Annotated in this window: 19 protein-coding genes and 1 pseudogene; 9 read left to right on the forward strand and 11 right to left on the reverse strand. The window is 43.6% G+C overall.

Annotation, left to right across the window (positions count from 1 at the left end; translation table 11 throughout):
* Positions 1 to 87: 87 nt before the first annotated feature.
* Complete coding sequence (locus FTV30_RS16265) at positions 88 to 216, reverse strand: hypothetical protein (protein ID WP_005097413.1); 129 nt, start codon at positions 214 to 216, stop codon at positions 88 to 90.
* A 602-nt stretch (positions 217 to 818) separates the two neighbouring features.
* A pseudogene (locus tag FTV30_RS16270) lies at positions 819 to 982 on the reverse strand (NADP-dependent isocitrate dehydrogenase); the annotation flags it as partial.
* A 195-nt stretch (positions 983 to 1,177) separates the two neighbouring features.
* On the opposite strand from FTV30_RS16270, the gene FTV30_RS07015 reads away from it, so the two are divergent.
* Positions 1,178 to 1,966 carry an rRNA large subunit pseudouridine synthase E gene (locus tag FTV30_RS07015; RefSeq protein WP_005170277.1) on the forward strand — a complete coding sequence of 263 codons (789 nt, stop codon included), beginning with the start codon at positions 1,178 to 1,180 and terminating at the stop codon, positions 1,964 to 1,966.
* Here FTV30_RS07015 and FTV30_RS07020 read toward each other — a convergent pair.
* Both FTV30_RS07020 and FTV30_RS07025 read right to left on the reverse strand, forming a co-directional pair.
* Positions 1,963 to 3,348, reverse strand: coding sequence for a heavy metal sensor histidine kinase (locus FTV30_RS07020; protein ID WP_180001306.1), 1,386 nt, complete (start codon positions 3,346 to 3,348; stop codon positions 1,963 to 1,965). The genes FTV30_RS07015 and FTV30_RS07020 overlap by 4 nt on opposite strands.
* Entirely contained in the window at positions 3,345 to 4,016 is a 672-nt protein-coding gene (locus FTV30_RS07025) for a heavy metal response regulator transcription factor (protein ID WP_005097421.1), read from the reverse strand. The genes FTV30_RS07020 and FTV30_RS07025 overlap by 4 nt, the downstream gene beginning before the upstream one ends.
* 120 nt (positions 4,017 to 4,136) lie before the next feature.
* Here FTV30_RS07025 and FTV30_RS07030 point away from each other — a divergent pair, with 120 nt between their 5' ends.
* From FTV30_RS07030 to paaI, 3 genes are all read left to right on the forward strand, one after another.
* A complete protein-coding gene (locus FTV30_RS07030; protein ID WP_100355845.1) occupies positions 4,137 to 4,634 on the forward strand; it encodes a heme-binding protein in 498 nt (165 codons plus the stop codon).
* Between the two features lie 69 nt (positions 4,635 to 4,703).
* Complete coding sequence (uraH, locus tag FTV30_RS07035) at positions 4,704 to 5,102, forward strand: hydroxyisourate hydrolase (protein WP_180001307.1); 399 nt, start codon at positions 4,704 to 4,706, stop codon at positions 5,100 to 5,102.
* A gap of 129 nt (positions 5,103 to 5,231) precedes the next feature.
* A complete protein-coding gene (gene paaI, locus FTV30_RS07040) occupies positions 5,232 to 5,624 on the forward strand; it encodes a hydroxyphenylacetyl-CoA thioesterase PaaI (protein WP_074383292.1) in 393 nt (130 codons plus the stop codon).
* A gap of 65 nt (positions 5,625 to 5,689) precedes the next feature.
* On the opposite strand, the gene FTV30_RS07045 is transcribed toward paaI, so the two are convergent.
* Complete coding sequence (locus tag FTV30_RS07045; protein WP_180001308.1) at positions 5,690 to 7,393, reverse strand: M61 family metallopeptidase; 1,704 nt, start codon at positions 7,391 to 7,393, stop codon at positions 5,690 to 5,692.
* A 175-nt stretch (positions 7,394 to 7,568) separates the two neighbouring features.
* Here FTV30_RS07045 and FTV30_RS07050 point away from each other — a divergent pair, with 175 nt between their 5' ends.
* The 3 genes from FTV30_RS07050 (at position 7,569) to slyD (ending at position 11,031) form a co-directional block, all read left to right on the forward strand.
* Entirely contained in the window at positions 7,569 to 8,882 is a 1,314-nt protein-coding gene (locus FTV30_RS07050; protein WP_005170266.1) for a D-alanyl-D-alanine carboxypeptidase PBP6B, read from the forward strand.
* A 243-nt stretch (positions 8,883 to 9,125) separates the two neighbouring features.
* Positions 9,126 to 10,412, forward strand: a complete 1,287-nt coding sequence (locus tag FTV30_RS07055) for an NAD(P)/FAD-dependent oxidoreductase (protein ID WP_180001309.1) — start codon at positions 9,126 to 9,128, stop codon at positions 10,410 to 10,412.
* A gap of 136 nt (positions 10,413 to 10,548) precedes the next feature.
* Positions 10,549 to 11,031, forward strand: coding sequence for a peptidylprolyl isomerase (gene slyD / locus FTV30_RS07060; protein WP_005097432.1), 483 nt, complete (start codon positions 10,549 to 10,551; stop codon positions 11,029 to 11,031).
* Between the two features lie 154 nt (positions 11,032 to 11,185).
* On the opposite strand, the gene FTV30_RS07065 is transcribed toward slyD, so the two are convergent.
* From FTV30_RS07065 to FTV30_RS07085, 5 genes are all read right to left on the reverse strand, one after another.
* Positions 11,186 to 11,959: a M48 family metallopeptidase gene (locus FTV30_RS07065; protein ID WP_180001310.1), complete on the reverse strand. Its 774-nt coding sequence runs from the start codon at positions 11,957 to 11,959 to the stop codon at positions 11,186 to 11,188.
* Between the two features lie 112 nt (positions 11,960 to 12,071).
* A complete protein-coding gene (locus FTV30_RS07070) occupies positions 12,072 to 12,380 on the reverse strand; it encodes a hypothetical protein (protein ID WP_100355850.1) in 309 nt (102 codons plus the stop codon).
* A gap of 160 nt (positions 12,381 to 12,540) precedes the next feature.
* Positions 12,541 to 13,860, reverse strand: a complete 1,320-nt coding sequence (locus FTV30_RS07075) for an adenylosuccinate synthase (protein WP_004278963.1) — start codon at positions 13,858 to 13,860, stop codon at positions 12,541 to 12,543.
* Between the two features lie 70 nt (positions 13,861 to 13,930).
* Positions 13,931 to 15,097 (reverse strand): ATP phosphoribosyltransferase regulatory subunit, encoded by a 1,167-nt coding sequence (locus tag FTV30_RS07080; protein WP_180001311.1) that lies wholly within the window; start codon positions 15,095 to 15,097, stop codon positions 13,931 to 13,933.
* 208 nt (positions 15,098 to 15,305) lie between these two features.
* A complete protein-coding gene (locus FTV30_RS07085; RefSeq protein WP_004645552.1) occupies positions 15,306 to 15,761 on the reverse strand; it encodes an Lrp/AsnC family transcriptional regulator in 456 nt (151 codons plus the stop codon).
* 146 nt (positions 15,762 to 15,907) lie between these two features.
* Here FTV30_RS07085 and FTV30_RS07090 point away from each other — a divergent pair, with 146 nt between their 5' ends.
* Together FTV30_RS07090 and FTV30_RS07095 are read left to right on the forward strand one after the other, a co-directional pair.
* The gene (locus FTV30_RS07090) at positions 15,908 to 16,657 is read left to right on the forward strand and encodes an AzlC family ABC transporter permease (RefSeq protein ID WP_180001312.1); all 750 of its coding nucleotides are present in this window, start codon (positions 15,908 to 15,910) and stop codon (positions 16,655 to 16,657) included.
* Positions 16,654 to 16,953, forward strand: a complete 300-nt coding sequence (locus tag FTV30_RS07095) for an AzlD family protein (RefSeq protein WP_005170250.1) — start codon at positions 16,654 to 16,656, stop codon at positions 16,951 to 16,953. Before FTV30_RS07090 ends, FTV30_RS07095 begins: the two co-directional genes overlap by 4 nt.
* A 94-nt stretch (positions 16,954 to 17,047) precedes the next feature.
* On the opposite strand, the gene FTV30_RS07100 is transcribed toward FTV30_RS07095, so the two are convergent.
* On the reverse strand, positions 17,048 to 17,293 hold the full coding sequence (locus FTV30_RS07100) for a hypothetical protein (protein ID WP_180001313.1): 246 nt from the start codon (positions 17,291 to 17,293) through the stop codon (positions 17,048 to 17,050).
* Positions 17,294 to 17,332: the final 39 nt, after the last annotated feature.

The raw sequence follows: 17,332 nt of genomic DNA on the forward strand, positions 1-17,332 counted from the left end.
TTGTAATTTTTTGAATGATATTTTTATAAAATCAATGATATAACAACGCCCTTATGTAAGGGCGTTGTTATGGAAGGTAGCTAGGAATTACTTACGTTTTTTTGCACGGGAGGGTTTAGCTGGTTGTTGCTGTTGCTGTTGTTGCTCTTCAGTCTGAGCGCTGTCCTGCTTGTCCTTTTGTTGGACCTGCTTATGTTTCGCTTTAGATTTGGCCATATTATGTACTCCTTCGGAGAAACGTCTCTATCACTGGAAGTTCCATTGATCACTCTAACGTTTTTGGAAAATATGCCAATCATCGAGCTGTATCCAAATGCGTCAATGTAATAATAGGTTGGCTAAGTGATTCAACTCAGAACAAATCCTGTTCTGGCTCACTACAATCTTTACGCAAAGTTGCAGCTTGATACTCATTTTAACTTTTGGGCGTTTATCAATCAGAATTTAAGAAAATTTAATCCCCCTGAGAAACCTGCGATTAATATAGGTTTTAATTAGGATAATCAGGCTTTAATGAGTTAAGTATATCTGTAATAGTAGGATGATCAAATTCAAAAAAAGCTCGCAGTCTTGCGCTTGACCTCCAGCGCAAGACTGCGTGAATATTCGCTCTTTGGCTATTTTTATAGCTAAAAGCTTCTTTATGATCAGGTCAGGACTTCTTTCTAATAGTTTATTTTTAACGCACAATTTAGTTCAAGGCGATTCTAATCATGTCCATTTTTTCTCTTTGATTAACTTGATAACCTTTTTTACTTCTGACAGATTCGATATCTATCTGATCCAAGCATTTGAGGGCTTACTACTCTATGCTTTTAAACTGCAACATCTACCACAGCCTGCATCGTTGGTGTAATATCAGCACCAATTTCATTCCCTTTGATACATGGGACAATTGGATTATTTGCTAGGTTGAGGGACAGGTTTGCATTAACGGTAATTTGGCACCATCCGCAGGTACTACGATCTTTTGATATTCTATTCTTCATATTTTTCCGAATGCTACTGACAAACCTAAAAATAATTGCCAATTAGGCAATACTTTCAACTGTTCTTAACGCATAATATTCTAATCCAGATTCGTTGTTTTTGAGATTTATACGGGAAATAACCAAATTTCCCTTTAAAATAAGCCTCTACATTTTTTAAGTTTATGTAATTATAGAAGTTATTTCCTATGAAAATCGTCATTTTAAACAAACCCTATGACGTCCTCTCCCAATTCCGCCCAGATGAAAAACACCAAACCATGGCTGATTTCATCGACGACAAAGATTTACGTCTTGCTGGTCGTCTGGACATGGACTCAGAAGGTCTGGTTTTTTTAACAGATCACGGTGGTCTGAACCAGTACATCACCAATCCTGCCAATAAAAAGTTTAAAACCTATATGGTGCAGGTTGATGGTGATGTCACCGAAGAAGCACTTGAGCAGCTTCGTAAAGGTGTGGAACTTAAAGATGGCATGACCCTTCCAGCCAAAGCTGAAAAAGTATCTGAACCGGAATGGTTGTGGGAGCGTAATCCTCCTGTACGTTTCCGTGCATCTGTCCCAACGTCTTGGGTTGAGATTTCAATTTGTGAAGGCCGTAACCGTCAGGTTCGTCGTATGACCTCTGCGGTGGGCTTCCCTACACTGCGTTTAATCCGTACTAAAATTGGTGATATTGACCTTGTACGTATGGATATTAAACCGGGTGAAACCAAAGAAATTGAACCTTTACTTTATCCAGATTTCCAGAATGTTCCTGCTGAAGAGCCATACCGTTCACGTTCTTATGTGAAAAAACCGGGTGGTACGGGTGGTAAGCCAATGGTTCGCAAGAACAAAGATGGTTCAGTGAAAAAATCAGGTACCAAACGTATCTGGCAAATGGACGAAAGCGAAAAGCCGAAACGTCGTACCAATGGTACAACTCGTCCAAATACCAAAGCACCTCGTGGTCGCGGACGCGGTCGTGGTTAAAACCCAGTCTGCTCATCAGGTAGGGACAGGCTAAAGATCACGCCAGACGGTGTATTTTCTACAGTTGTCTGCCCCTGATGGAGCTGCATGATCGACTGTACAATGGCAAGGCCCAGACCACCCGTCTGGGCTTTTTCGTGCCGGCTGTCATCGATCTGATAAAAACGCTCAAATAAATGCGGATGGTGCTGCTCTGCAATCCAGACTTCTGGCGTCAACACTGATATTTTAATCCTGTGGTTGAGTCGCTGTGCAGATACAATAATCTCACTCCCAGGCTGACCATAAGTAATGGCATTGCTGATCAGATTGGCGACTGCGCGCTGTAACAATACGGTGCTGGCTGTCAGACTTAAATCTGGCGGAACATCCACTTTTAAATGCATCTGCTTCTCTTCGGCCAGAAAGCTGAAGTACTCAAGCAATTCTTGCAGCATGTCATTTAGATTGAAATGCTGTTTTTCAATCGCATATCCGCCATGTTCTACCCGGGCGATAAACAGCATACTTTCAATCATCTGGCTCAGGCGTTCGTATTCTTCCAAGTTGGAATAGAGCAGATTTTCCAGTTCAGCAGGTTCGCGCGACCGCGATAACAGAATCTGTGTCTGCCCGATTAAATTGTTTAATGGGGTGCGAAGTTCGTGTGAAATATCCTCAGAAAAACGTGCCAGCTGCTGATACGCAGCCTGAATATTAGCGAGCATATCGTTCATGGCCTGACGCAGCTCTTGAACCTCAAGCGTATTACTCTGAACATCGATGTGCTGATTGGGCTGCTGAATATTGACCTGTGCTGTAGCCAGCATCAACTGGCGCATGGACTTGAGAATATAGCGTCCTGCCAGCCAGGCCATCAAGGTCGAGAGCAGTATGCCAAGCAGACTATAGAGCACCAGTTTTGATAAATAGTTTGCCAGTATCCTTTGTCCCTCTGCCAGCTGCTTACCAGCCACCAGTTGATAACTGCGACCATCAAACTGCACCTGTTTAAAAGCCAGTCGTGTCGAAGGCTGTTCAGCCTGATTATTCTGAAACTGTAAGGCAGAGGTATAGTGCAATGCCGGAATATGAATCTGCAAAGGATTGATTTCAATCAAGCGATTATTCTGATGTTGCAGCAGCAGTAGATTATCTTCTTGCCCCAGCATGTTTTCATATAATTTGGGATGCTGAACCAAAAGCTCGAAACTCTGGGCATCTTCAAGAAATATTTCAATTCGGGAAATACGTGCAGCCAGTGCCTGATCCTGCTGAGCCTGAATCATCTGTTGCATATTTTGATAAGACAGTAACGCCACACTCAAAAAAACCACGCAGGACACCAATGCAAACGCAATACTCAAGCGTGTTGCCAGCGGTAATAAGATAGGATTGTTCATGGGTATTCATCAAGTTTATAACCCATACCGCGTACGGTATGAATCAGTTTTGGCGTGTAATGATCATCAATTTTGCTCCGCAGCCTGCGAATGGCCACATCCACCACATTGGTATCGGTATTAAAATTGATATTCCAGACCATGGAGGCAATCTGGCTCCGGGTCATCACCTGCCCCTGATGCTCCATCAACAGTTGCAACAGCGCAAATTCTTTCTGGCTTAATTCGATCTTTTGTTCATTACGATATACTTCATGCTTTAGGCGGTTCAATACCAGACCTGCAACCTGATAGGCCTCCTGCTCCAGTCGCGGCACACGGCGCAACAGACTTTTGATCCGGGCCAGTAACTCAATATAGGAAAAAGGTTTGGTCAGATAATCATCGGCGCCAAGCTCCAGGCCTTTCACCCGATCCAGCACATGATCGCGTGCAGTGAGCATCAATACCGGAATCTGGCTAAAAGTTCGCAAGGTTTTCAGCACCTGCCAGCCGTCCAGATCTGGCAGCATTACATCCAGCAGTACCAGATCAAATGACTGTTGCTGCAAACAGGCCAATGCCAACACGCCATTTTCAGCAATGGCCGTGCTATAACCTGACTCACTCAGTCCTTTTGCCAGATATTCAGCAATCTTGACTTCATCTTCTACAATTAAAATATGCATGTCAGTAGTTTAGCTGTTTTTAGCTATGCCTAGATTACAAATTGGTAATCTGATTGTCATGCTGCACTGGCGTATTTCTTTCTACAATAGCAACAGTATTCAATTGCATGAATGACAAGTATGAAAAATTCAATCGCCAAAACAACCCTAGCCTTGTTCAGCAGCTCATTACTACTCAGCTCACTGGCACATGCAGAATTAAAAACAGCACCAGTCATGTCGCTAGAAGCAGCAAAGCTTATGGCCAGCAATGTCATGTTGGCCTGCCAGAAACAGGCCAAGCCCGCAGCAGTCGTGGTTCTGGATCAGGGTGGTAATCTGCTGGCTAGTCAACGCCATGAATCTGTCGGCATTCACAACCTGATCGCAGCAGAACGCAAGGCCTTTACCGCGTATTCAACGAAAACCAGTACGCTGGATTTTATGCGCAATGCCCAGAACAATCCGGACGCACAGAACCTGAATAGTTTGCCTGAACTGCTGTTACTGGGCGGCGGTGTACCTGTTATGTACCAGAATCATATTTTAGGTGCTGTAGGTGTTGCGGGTGCAGGCGGTTCGGAACAGGATCATCAATGTGCCAATAGCGGCATTCAAAGCACTTTAAAACAGCTTTAATCTATTTAAATAAGTCTTATTGGTTTCTTTTATTCAATATTACTTCATCCATCTACTGAGGAATACAACATGAAAAAAATCCTGCTAGCAACCTTTGCAAGCACCGCAGCCACGCTTTCCTTTGCACAGAATCCACTTAGTGTGCATGTTCTGAATCAGGAAACAGGTTTACCTTCCGCAAATATTGCAGTTACTTTGGAAGCACAGCAAGGTGAGAAATGGGTCAAGCTCAATGAAGCTAAAACAGATCAGAATGGCCGTATTAAAGAGCTATATCCAAAAGATACCAATCTGCAAAAGGGTATTTATAAAGTGACCTTTAAAACGGGTGACTGGTTTAAGGCCAATAATCAGCGGACATTCTTCCCTGAAGTACCGGTGGTCTTTATGATTGATGGCGCTTTAGAACATTATCATATTCCACTGTTATTGAGCTCTTATGGTTATTCGACTTATCGCGGTAACTAAGCTCTTTCACTTAAGGCCCATCTTATTGGGCCTTATTCTTTTACTTGTTATTCTTGTGCTGGAATGCTATTCATAACTCATATTAAATGAATTTAAAAATAAAACGTATCTCAAACAAGGAGCTTTGCAATGGATCAGCAAGTCAACCAGATGTTTAATCAGGATCGATTAATCCAGCATCTTGGTGCACACCTTGTTGCTTATAGTCACAATCACGCAAAAATTTCGCTGAAAGTCACTGAACAACATTTACAGGGTCACAAGACCTGTAACGGCGCAGTGATTTTCGCGCTTGCAGATGCGGCATTTGCCATTGCCTGTAATACAGGTGAACATCCGGCTGTTGGTCAGCATTGTGGAATTCATTATTTAAAATCAGGAGTTCTTGGCGATACATTGACTGCTGTAGCAGAACATAGGGCCAGCAGTGGCCGTAGCGGAATTTACGATATTCAGGTGATAAATCAGCATGATCAAATTGTGGCAGAGTTCCGCGGTACGTCTCGACTGATCATCAGATAATTTTCAAAACTTGATGCAATAAAAAACCGATGCCTAAGCATCGGTTTTTAAAGTTTGAAATTTAATTAAGCTTTCAACCACTTTTCAGCTTTAGTCTGATCTTCAATTTTCAGTTCAACTTCGGTCAGTTCAGAACCACCTGCCTGAACGTCAAAACTCATTAGCTCATCGCGACGGAAAGCATGCATGGTATAAACACCTTCCTGTTTTGCATAACTTTCCATTAACTTCGTCATTGCTTTTAAACCATCAACGGCAATAATCACATCATTGGCAGAAAGGCCAGCTACTACAGCAGTACTATCACGACGCGCCGACTGAACCAGTACACCTTCCGGCTTATCTACCAGTTTTAAACCAAAAGGCAATGACTTGTCATTTTTCAGGTTATAACCGATACCAAACTCAGGCAATAACTGATCCAGTGGCAATTCATCTGTGGTATTAATCAAGTGATTAATCTGCTCTGACCAATCATCACCGGTCAGCTCTTTGCATAATTCAAAGATCGTCCGCTCATGTACCTGAACACCCTTTTGTGCATTTTCATACAAACGGCGCATCAAGGCATCCAGACTTGAACCGCGTAAACGCAAACCTAAGTCTAGGCACAATGCAACCAAACAACCTTTGTTGTAATAGCTGGTGCCGGCATTATTCGAATTTTCATCCTGACGGTAGAATTTCACCCAGGCATCAAAACTGGATTCAGACACCGACTGAATCGCACGACCTGGATTCTGCAAGTAACGATCAATCTGCGCTTTTAACAAGCTGATATATGATTCCTGATTAATCACGCCACTGCGTAGCAAAATCAAATCATCATAATAAGAAGTGAAGCCTTCAAAGATCCACAGCAAAGACGTATAGCCTTCACGGTTCAAATCATAATTGACAAAATTTTCAGGGCGAATAAATTTCACCAACCAAGAATGGAAATATTCATGGCTACATAGGCCGAGGAAACGCTGATAATCTTTGGAAGGTTCTTCAGGCTCATTGGCCTTCGGCAAGTCATCGCGCGGTGAAATCAGGCTGGTCGAGTTTGGATGTTCCAGACCACCATAACTATTTCCGGTTGCCATGGTCATAAAAGTATAGTCAGCAAATGGCGCTGAACCGAACATGGAGATTTCTGTGCTACAGATTTTCTCAATGTCCTGCTGCATACGTGCTGCATTCATCGCATGCTTGCCGGACACCACAAACTCATGCGGAATACCATTCGCTTCAAAACTGAAACGGGTTTGCTCTGCCAGTTCAAACGGTGCATCAATCAATTCAGCATAGTTTTTGGCTTTCAGGGTGAAACGGCCCTTGACCAGACTTTTGGATTGCATGCCGGTTGCCAGTTGGAAATGCTTTAACTCATCTGGCAGGAAGATTTCTAATTCAATCTCTTTATTTTCCTGACCTTCTAGCCCCAAGCATGCACAGGCCGGGTTGACATAGAGACGGTTTTGATCCACATATGCACCACGAACAGACAGGTCGTAGGCATAGACATCATATTCAACCGTAATCAGCTCATGATCGGTACTGAATAAACGCCATTTGTTCTTTTCAAATTTCTGGATTTGCAGTTGACGTCCATCTTCATCATAAGCTTTGACCGCCTCAATGTGTTTGGAAAACTCTCGAATCAAATAACTTCCCGGAATCCAGGTCGGTAATGATAAGATCTGCGTCGGGTCTGCCAGAAAGCGAACAGTCACGTGAATAAGGTGCTGACGATAATCGTCAAATTCGATTTGATAATGCAACATAATGGGCGATATAAAATGAAAATAAATGAGGTATAGCTTAGCTTAGCATTTTTTAAGCCAAGATGGTTTAGCTGTCTTATTTGTCTACATTTACGACTAGCTATCTGTATAAAAAAGGCATAGCATGCCTGAAAATTTAATCGTTCAACGCCCGACGGGTTATTAAGGAACATCCTTGAAATACATCATCTCACTGATTGCGGTATTCAGCTTATTTATTTCTGCATTTTCACATGCTGCCTTACTCAATATTCTGCCTGAAAGCGTTGAAGCTGAAGCCTGGACTATTCTGGATTCACAGTCTGGTCAAGTCATTGCAGAACACAATGCCGATGTGCAACGTGCGCCGGCTTCGCTGACCAAAATGATGGTGGCTTATATTGCCTTAAAGGAAATTGAGGCCGGAAAATTAGATAAAAATGAAGTTTTAACTGCCACATCTGTGGTTAAAAATGTCATGTGGGATGAGTCACAGATGTATCTGAAAGAAGGTGATCTGATTACAGTCGATCAGCTTCTGGCGGGTTTGATTATCATGTCTGCCAATGATGCAGCGTTGACGCTGGCTGAGAAAATCTCGGGGAGTGTTCCCCAGTTTGTAGAGCGGATGAATCAGGAAGCCAAAGCACTGGGCATGCAGCATAGCAATTTCCAGAATCCGGCCGGCATTACCATGCCCGAGCATTATTCGACTGCTGCCGATTTGGCCCGACTCTCTATGGCGGTGGTGAATGAAACCCCGGATTATCTGTATTATTCCAAACAGCCAAGTTTCACTTATAACCAGCATTTCCATCGTGCCACCAACCGTGTACTTCAGGTCGACCCAAGCGTAGATGGTTTAAAAACCGGTTTTACCCGTGCGGCCGGTTATAACCTGGCGCTGACAGCCAATCGTGTTACAGCAGACTTTGAAATGCCGAAGCGCCGTCTGATTGTGGTAGTGCTAGGCACTAAAAGCGCCACAAAGCGCGCTGAGATATCGCATAAACTGATGAATCTGGCTTATACCTATACCCGCAATGAAGTCGCGATCAAAGATCAGCAACTGTTGGCTGAGTTGCCTGTGATTAAATCCACTTTAAAAATGTTTAAAGTGCAAACCAAGCAGCCGCAGATTATTACTACCTCGCTTTATGATCAGAGCTATAGCATTGACCTGAATCAGTTTGATCAGGCCCATCAGCGCGTCATGCTAAATACAGGTGATGGCGCTTTAAAAAGTATCGAGCCACTTCAGGAAACCCAGACCCATATCAATGTTGAAATGAAGGCATCTGAACTCATTGCGCCTTTAGCCAGCATGATGCCTTTGGCCACGATTCAGATTTATCAAAATAATCAGTTAATTCGCACCATTCAAATTGAAGATCATGTCGAAATTGAAGAAGCCAACCCGTTGCAGAAGTTCTTTAGCTGGCTGCAAGGTTTATTCAGTTTCTTTTCAGACTCAACACCCGGCGTAAAACTGTATCCTCTAGATCAATAATCCTCTCAATATCAAGTAATTCTTTAAGCTAGAAGCGCTGATGTAGCCTTCTAGCTGATTCATGATCTATCCCAAATGAGGCACCCTGCCCGAAACGCAGCAATTATTACCCGCTCTCACAGAATTGCTACGTTTTGTAATGTGTATAACAATTTTAATCAAGACGCGATTTAGCACATGCCATAGTATATTTTCTCTCTATTTCTCTTATTTTTATTAAAAAAATAAACAGGTTAAGAACGCATGACAGTACATAAAATCGTGATTGTGGGTGGTGGCGCTGGTGGTCTGGAACTGGCGACACAATTGGGTGATAGCCTGGGTAAAAACGGCAAAGCCCAGATTATTTTGATTGATCAAAAACTGACACATCTCTGGAAACCGCTGCTACATGAAGTCGCCGCAGGTACCTTAAATCCACATCAGCAAGAAACCAATTATTTTGCCCATTCTGCCGCGCATCATTATGAATTTGTTTTGGGGACATTCACCGGTCTGGATCGCGAAGCGAAACAGATCATCGTCGAAACAGAATATTTCTCTAAAAAAAGTGAGCCCAAGAAAAATCAGCGTATTGGCTATGACACACTGGTACTGGCTTTAGGTTCAACCTCAAATGACTTTAATACCGAAGGGGTCAAACAGTTCTGTCATTTTCTCGACAGCCGTCAGCAGGCAGATATCTTTCAGCAGGATCTGCTGCACCTGTATTTAAATGCTCAACATGAGACTTCAAGCCGTGAGCTGAATATTGCTATTATTGGTGCCGGTGCGACTGGGGTAGAACTGGCAGCGGAGCTGGTAGAAGCCAAACAGAATTTCTTTCAATATGGCTTAAACAAGGTCGATCCCAACAAAGTCAAAATCACCTTGATTGAAGCCGCGGATCGTATTCTGACTGCACTCTCGCCTAAAGTTGCTGCAAATACCATGAAACAGTTAGAACAGTTCGGTATTGAAGTCTTGACCAGTCATCGAGTGGTCAAGGTCGATGAAGACAAGATTTATTTTGCCGATGGTTCCAGTCTGGATGCTGAAATCAAAGTCTGGGCTGCAGGGATCAAAGCACCGGAAGTCTTGGCACAACTCGACGATATAGAAAAAGACCATATTCATCGGCTCAAAGTTTATGCCACGCTGCAAACCAAATCTGATCCAAGTATTTTTGCATTTGGTGATTGTGCGCATTGCCAGCCTGCGGCAGATCAACCGGTATTAGGGCCGCGTGCTCAAGTGGCCAGCCAGCAAGCCAGCTTTCTGGCCAATGCTTTAAAAGCCCATGTCAATGGAGATAGCTATTTGCCGATGTTTAAATTTTCTGACAAGGGCTCCCTGATTTCCTTAAGTCAGAATAAAGCTGTGGGGGAATTGCTGGGTCAGGTCAATGTGCAAGGCTTTGTCGCCAAAACAATGTATGTCTCTTTATACCGGATTCATCAGGTGACCATTCATGGTTATGCCCATGCCGGTATTTTGACTGCAAAAGATTTAGTTACACGAAAAATCTCTCCAAAGCTGAAATTGCATTGAAATTCCAGAATTTGGCCCAATCAATGAAAAAATCGTCAATAAAATTGTCAAATTGCGTTTTTTTGCTAATTTTAGTCTACAAAAATGCAATTTCACTTTATGATGTACCCTTAAAAAATTGAATGGATCAATTCACATGACTGCTATTGCAAATAACCTCGTGGTTTCTTTCCACTACACATTGACTAACGCAGAGGGTGAAACTCTCGACCAATCTCAAGGTGAACCACTTGCCTATTTGCACGGTGCAGGTAACATCATCCCAGGTTTAGAAAACGCGTTAGAAGGCAAAACTGTGGGTGAAAAATTCACTGTTAATGTTCCTGCTGCTGAAGGTTATGGCGAATATAACCCTGACCTCGTACAAGAAGTTCCTGCGCAAATGTTCCAAGGCGTAGACAACATTCAAGCAGGTATGCAGTTCCAAGCTCAAACTGATGACGGCGTGCAAATCGTAACTGTTAAAGCAGTTGAAGGCGACAATGTTGTTGTAGATGCGAACTTCCCGCTTGCTGGTCAAGACCTGACTTTCGAAGTTGAAATTGTATCGATTCGTGAAGCTTCTCAAGAAGAATTAGATCACGGTCATGTACACGGTGCAGGTGGTCACCAGCACTAAGATCTTCTGATCGAGTGTAAAAAAGGCAAAGTGAAAACTTTGCCTTTTTTATTGCCGCCAAAATATTCATTTTAAAATGGAGAATAAAAAAGCAGGACCATGGCCCTGCTGTTTCAATCCGATCAAGAGATCCCTTTAGAGAATAATCGCTGGATTATTTGCGTTGATTATAAATCTGCATGGCTGCTGGTAACTGTTGACGCATTTGTCCAATACGCTGGCTGTTCGATGGATGCGTAGACAGGAAGGTTGCGCCATTGCTGCCACCGAGTTTGTTCATTTTTTCCCACAAGGTAATCGCTGCATTCGGGTTATAACCTGCACGTGCCATCAGCATCAAGCCACCCTGGTCAGCACGGCTTTCCAGATTACGCGAGTATGGCAGGCCAATCCCGATCTGACTTCCTAATTGCGCTGCTGCTGCGCCACCCTGGCCCACACCAGCTGCATTCAGACCAATGCCTAAAGCCAGGTCGGTGAGCGCCTGGGCACCAATTTTCTGCTTAGAATGCTCTTCTAAGGCATGTACCATTTCATGACCCATAATTGCTGCAATTTCAGCATCGGTCAGATTCAGCTTATTCACAATACCGGTATAAAATACCACTTTACCACCCGGTGCAACAAAGGCATTAACCTGATCGGACTTGAGCACAGCCAATTGCCACTGGAATGCTGTACCAGTCTGGTTCATTTGGTTCGCAATCGGCTTTAAACGGTTAAATACGGTATTAATACGTTTATAGGTCGCTGAACTGGTGTCCAGTTGACCTTTATTTCTGGCATCAGTCACCATAGCATTATAGCTTTGTGTCGCAGATGCATTTAAGGTCGCAGAATCAGCCCCGGCAATATCCGCAATAGTGGTACAACCCGACAATGTCACGACTGCGGCAGCCGCCATACCCAATAAAAATTTATTCTTCATTATAATCAACTCTACCTTAGCCCAAGCTTAATTTACATTGTAAAAATTATAAGTGAAAGCATACAGGAGCTAAACGCTTAATTACTCCATCTTCTTATAAATTCTGTAATTTTTAAGCCAAGTACTGTATCGCCAGCCAATAAATCAGACAGATAATGTTCAAGCCCAGATAAACCTGACTTAAGGGTTTTATTTTTTGTTCCAGAATTTCATCTTTACGTTTAAAAAATAAATAGGCGTTTTGCAATAAAATAATAGGCACTAATATACAGGCGATAATGACACTCAGACCAATCAGCGCCGCATAAATCACCTCAGGATTTTGGGTTTGCGCGCGAATAATCATCATGGCAATTGTTGGCGCCCCGCCCATCGCGAATAACAATGAATAAAACATAGTCGCCGATATATTTTTTTGCATCCTGCTGCTCATTTTTCTTTCTTTATATACCGCTATGTTAAAGCACATCACGTAGTATTACCGATGCAACTTTAGTCTTGAAATAGCTGCATAAATTCAGGATATAAAAAAACCCATCCGGAGATGGGTTTTTATCATTCAAGCTTTAATCAAATGAAGATTAAGCATCAAACGGGTGACGAAGAACAATGGTTTCTTCACGGTCTGGACCTGTTGAAATGATGTCGATTGGACATTCAATCAATTGCTCAAGACGTTTTACATAGTTCAATGCAGCTTCTGGCAACTGATCCAGTGATTTCGCACCGAAAGTTGACTCAGACCAGCCTGGCATAGTTTCGTAAATCGGTTTTAAAGTTTCGAATGCAAGCGCATCAGAAGAACCGACACAACCAGAATCTGCAGCTTCATAACCCACACAAATTTTCACTTCTTCCAAACCGTCAAGAACGTCAAGTTTAGTCAGGCAAATACCAGAAAGTGAGTTTACGTCAACTGAACGGCGTAGAATTTCAGCATCGAACCAGCCACAACGACGTTGACGGCCAGTAGACGCACCAAACTCATTACCAATGGTACCCAGGTGTTTACCAATTGCATCACCCGTGTCATTTGCAGCGTCATACACCAACTCAGTTGGGAATGGACCTGCACCTACACGCGTTGTGTACGCTTTAGTAATACCCAGTACATAGTCAAGATGCAAAGGACCCAGGCCTGAACCAGAGCTTACGCCACCAGCAGTTGTATTCGAAGAAGTTACATACGGATATGTACCGTGGTCAACGTCAAGAAGTGAACCTTGCGCGCCTTCGAACATGATGTTGTCACCGTTTTTACGGTAGTTATGCAATTCAGTGGTCACATCCACAACCAGTGGAGCAACAACTTTACGCCATTCGTCGCAAAGCGCCAGCACATCTTCCAGTTTAACTGCTTCAACACCGTAGTATTCAGTCAGCTGGAAGTTATGGTAGTCCAGAAGTTCAGTTAACTGAGCAGTAAGATGTTCACCACCACGTACCAGGTCAGCAACACGTACTGCGCGACGCGCTACTTTGTCTTCGTATGCAGGACCGATACCACGACCTGTCGTACCAATCTTCGCATTACCACGTTTTTTCTCACGCGCCTGATCAAGTGCGATGTGGTTCGGAAGAATCAATGGACAGTTTGGAGAAATGCGTAAACGTTCTTTAACAGGAACGCCTTCTTTTTCAAGAATATCCATCTCTTTGATGAGCGCTTCAGGAGAAAGAACAACACCGTTACCAATTAAGCACAATACGTTTTCACGTAAAATACCTGATGGAATGAGGTGTAAGACAGTTTTCTTACCACCAACCACAAGAGTGTGACCTGCGTTATGTCCGCCTTGATAACGAACTACCGCTGCCGCTTGATCTGTGAGCAGGTCGACGATTTTACCTTTACCTTCGTCGCCCCATTGGGTACCAAGTACCACAACATTCTTGCCCATAATAGCCTCATTACATCATGCTGTTAAAGTTGAAAGCCCCGCTCAGCGACATGAACACTGAGCCAAGCAGTTAAATCGTTTTGACTGTCCACTCACCATTCGCATTCACCAGCTGGTGCGTCGCATATGGAATCGAGTTTAAATCATCATTACCCAGTAACTGAATTACACTTAAGCCTTGTGCACGAATGTTCTGAATCGCATTCAGAAGTTCTGCATCAGTGCCTTTAGGTGCAACCACAACCTGTACTGCGTCAAACTGACCTGCGCTTAAAGCATATAAGTCACAAGAGAAACCGGTTGCCGGACGCGCACGACCAAAATGTTCACCAATGCCATCATAACGGCCGCCTTGTGCCAGTGCAGCTGCACGGTTCGGTGCATAGACCGCATACATCAGGCCAGTATGATAATGGTATGAACGTAATTCAACCACATCAATACCAATACTCAAGTTTGGCCAACGGGCTTGAACTTGATCTTTGGTAATTTGTAAGGCATCAAAAGCTTGCTTGAAGGCTGGATTCGCCAACACTTCAGCACTTAAATTTGCCTGTAATGCGTCCAGATCGCTGGCATAGCGGCCCAGTGCATAAAAGTCCTGACCAAATTTCAGTTCTGCCGTAAATTCTTCCAACTCTGGCAAGGCCTTACGTTGGTATAAATCAGACAGTTTACGTTCAGCAACTTTGTTCAAACCTGCTTGAGCCACCAGACTGCGGAATAAGCCGACATGACCTAAGTCCAGATGGATTCCGTCTGCCAGACCTGTTTCCTGAATCAGACTGATCATTAAATCGACCATTTCTACATCGGCATCGATGCTGTCTGAACCAAACAGTTCGGCGCCTAACTGCAAAGGCGCACGCGAGGTATTAAAACCGCGTGGTTTGGTATGCAGAACGGTACCTGCATAGCAGTAACGCGCCACACCTTCCACTGGATGTACATGTGCATCAATACGCGCCACTTGTGGTGTCATATCGGCACGCACACCAAGCAAACGACCAGAAAGCTGATCGATGACTTTAAAAGTGGCTAAGTCTAAATCTTGATTCGATTCTGAGAGAGAAGAGAGAGATTCGATGTATTCAATGAATGGCGTGTACACCAACTGATAACCTCGAGATGCAAGGAAATCCAGTGATTTACGGCGCAAACTTTCAATGACTTGCGCTTGTTCTGGTAATACATCAGCTACACCATCAGGTAATAACCATGTCTCTGAAATGGGCATGTTGTAAACCTAAATTCTTGTCAGCGCGGAACGAATCCGCATAAAAAAATCGGGAGCACACCCGATTTCTCCTAGTCTAACACGATAGTTTTGGCTGTGCATCGCAAAATTTTATAATTTTTACTCTCTTATGCAATGAGCCACAATTGCGTCAACTATCAGCGTTTTATCGTGTATGACCAGCACGCGCTATAAACAAAAAATCATTTTAGACCAATGGCAATGCGGTGGTGCTTTTTACCGTTTGCAATGGAATTTCGGTTTTTACACTTTGGATGCAGGGAATTTGAGTCAAATGATGAATCTGAAATTTACGATAGGCATCCAGATCGGCCACTACAATTCTTAAAAAGAAATCACAATCCCCCGCCATTAACTGGCATTCCACCACTTCCGGCATCTCCTTGATGGCTTCAACAAATTGATCGACCACGGCAGCTTCTTGAGATTTAAGCCAAACCCGTGCAAATACACTCATTGCCAGATTGACCTTTTGCGGATTCAGCAGCGCGACATACTGCTCAATCACACCATCATCTTCCAGCTGTTTCACCCGTCTTAAACAGGGTGACGGCGACAAGCCAATTAATTGTGCCAGTTCATTATTTTGCAATTTTCCGTTCTTTTGCAGTTCATGCAAAATGCGTTTATCAATTTGATCCATCTTGTTACTTTAGTATTTAAAACTCCTTGAAGCCAATTTAGCGCAATTTAATTCCAAATCAAATTTAAATTGCATGCACTACAACAGCAAATAGCCTGATTATCGCTATAAAATACGGCTCAATATTAAGTCCTCAGGTCACTGACATGCTTTTGCTCAGACAAAGCAGCACGCCCGCGCTCGCACATACAGATTTCAGCGAATTTCAGCGCGGCATGAAAGATTCTATTCCTATGCTTTTAGGAATTATTCCCTTTGCTTTGGTGCTAGGTGCGACTGCGATTCAGAAAAATTTCAGTGTGCTGGAAGTGCCTTTGCTGACTGGACTCAATTTTGCCGGCGGTTCTGAATTTGCCATTTTGGAAGTCTGGACCAGTCCACCCAATTTGTTCATGCTGCTGTTTATTACCTTTTTGGTGAATAGCCGGCATTTGCTGATGGGTGCAAGCCTAGTTTCGTATTTAAAACATCTCCCGAATCGCAAAGTATTGCCGGCCCTGTTTTTTATGGTTGATGAAAGCTGGGCCTTAAGTCTGGCGGATGCGCAAAGAAAGCAGGCCCAGCAGGGTTATCGGGCTGCTTTTAGCATGCCCTACTATGCCGGTTTATGTTTCTGTCTTTATCTGATGTGGGTCGGTTTTACCACACTGGGCGCGATGCTTGGACCTGTTTTAGGCGATATCAACCGCTGGGGCTTTGATATGGCCTTTCCTGCTGTATTTCTGGTGTTGATGCGAAGCATGTGGAAAGGCTTGAGTGCAGCCCGGCCATGGCTAGTAAGCCTGATCTGTGCTGCCCTGGCTTATTTATATTTGCCTGCTGGCTGGTATGTGCCGATAGGTGCCCTAGCCGGCATTGTGTCTGCTTTTTTCTTGATTGGTGAGGAGGAAGCATGATTGAGATGAGTACATTGCTGGCCATCCTGCTGATTGCGGCAACCACCTATCTGACCCGGATTCTGGGCTATGTCTTATTAAAAAATAAAACGCTGACACAACGTCAGCGTAAAATCATGGACGTTGTGCCCGGCTGTGTCCTGATTTCAGTCATCGCACCGTATTTTGTACGCGACAACCCTGCAGATCTGATCGCTTTGGCTTTAACCCTGTTTGCCGCTACGCGTTTTGGCTTGCTCCCCACAGTTGCCATCAGCATGGTGTCTGCAGCCGTCTTAAGAACTTTTCTTGTCTAGCCCTCAAACAGAATTCTTTATATGATTTCTAAAGGGATTCTGTTTATTTCTGTGGGTCTACGACCTTGGTGAGCAGGCTGACCAGCTCTGCATTTTACAACTCGACCTGCTGCAGTTTGGTTGTAGTCTGATCCAGCACTTCCTGCTGTACATGCATTTTTTTAGCCAAATCCTGCATGATTTCCAGGGTCTTTTTTAAATTTTCTTCCAGATGCGCGACTTTCTCTTCTACCGGCACGCCCTCCACGACACCTGAACCATCATTCTGATTGAACTGCAGCCAGATTAGAAAAATCACTGCCAATGTGAGCAGTATAATAAATCCCCAAACCACCATCATATGCTTGCTCTTATTTCATTTTATTGGCTTTATCTTAAC

The sequence above is a fragment of the Acinetobacter sp. YH12255 genome, assembly GCF_013417355.1.
In the GTDB taxonomy this organism is placed as follows: Bacteria; Pseudomonadota; Gammaproteobacteria; order Pseudomonadales; family Moraxellaceae; genus Acinetobacter; species Acinetobacter pseudolwoffii.

What these genes read in the sequence shown, in the direction of transcription:
- paaI (WP_074383292.1), top strand. Translation starts at nt 5,232, where the DNA reads ATGGATCAGCAAGTCAACCAGATGTTTAATCAGGATCGATTAATCCAG.
- FTV30_RS07020 (WP_180001306.1), bottom strand. Translation starts at nt 3,348, where the DNA reads ATGAACAATCCTATCTTATTACCGCTGGCAACACGCTTGAGTATTGCG.
- uraH (WP_180001307.1), top strand. Translation starts at nt 4,704, where the DNA reads ATGAAAAAAATCCTGCTAGCAACCTTTGCAAGCACCGCAGCCACGCTT.
- FTV30_RS07090 (WP_180001312.1), top strand. Translation starts at nt 15,908, where the DNA reads ATGCTTTTGCTCAGACAAAGCAGCACGCCCGCGCTCGCACATACAGAT.
- FTV30_RS07100 (WP_180001313.1), bottom strand. Translation starts at nt 17,293, where the DNA reads ATGATGGTGGTTTGGGGATTTATTATACTGCTCACATTGGCAGTGATT.
- FTV30_RS07045 (WP_180001308.1), bottom strand. Translation starts at nt 7,393, where the DNA reads ATGTTGCATTATCAAATCGAATTTGACGATTATCGTCAGCACCTTATT.
- FTV30_RS07075 (WP_004278963.1), bottom strand. Translation starts at nt 13,860, where the DNA reads ATGGGCAAGAATGTTGTGGTACTTGGTACCCAATGGGGCGACGAAGGT.
- FTV30_RS07095 (WP_005170250.1), top strand. Translation starts at nt 16,654, where the DNA reads ATGATTGAGATGAGTACATTGCTGGCCATCCTGCTGATTGCGGCAACC.
- FTV30_RS07015 (WP_005170277.1), top strand. Translation starts at nt 1,178, where the DNA reads ATGAAAATCGTCATTTTAAACAAACCCTATGACGTCCTCTCCCAATTC.
- FTV30_RS07055 (WP_180001309.1), top strand. Translation starts at nt 9,126, where the DNA reads ATGACAGTACATAAAATCGTGATTGTGGGTGGTGGCGCTGGTGGTCTG.
- FTV30_RS07080 (WP_180001311.1), bottom strand. Translation starts at nt 15,097, where the DNA reads ATGCCCATTTCAGAGACATGGTTATTACCTGATGGTGTAGCTGATGTA.
- FTV30_RS07025 (WP_005097421.1), bottom strand. Translation starts at nt 4,016, where the DNA reads ATGCATATTTTAATTGTAGAAGATGAAGTCAAGATTGCTGAATATCTG.
- FTV30_RS16265 (WP_005097413.1), bottom strand. Translation starts at nt 216, where the DNA reads ATGGCCAAATCTAAAGCGAAACATAAGCAGGTCCAACAAAAGGACAAG.
- FTV30_RS07085 (WP_004645552.1), bottom strand. Translation starts at nt 15,761, where the DNA reads ATGGATCAAATTGATAAACGCATTTTGCATGAACTGCAAAAGAACGGA.
- slyD (WP_005097432.1), top strand. Translation starts at nt 10,549, where the DNA reads ATGACTGCTATTGCAAATAACCTCGTGGTTTCTTTCCACTACACATTG.
- FTV30_RS07065 (WP_180001310.1), bottom strand. Translation starts at nt 11,959, where the DNA reads ATGAAGAATAAATTTTTATTGGGTATGGCGGCTGCCGCAGTCGTGACA.
- FTV30_RS07030 (WP_100355845.1), top strand. Translation starts at nt 4,137, where the DNA reads ATGAAAAATTCAATCGCCAAAACAACCCTAGCCTTGTTCAGCAGCTCA.
- FTV30_RS07070 (WP_100355850.1), bottom strand. Translation starts at nt 12,380, where the DNA reads ATGCAAAAAAATATATCGGCGACTATGTTTTATTCATTGTTATTCGCG.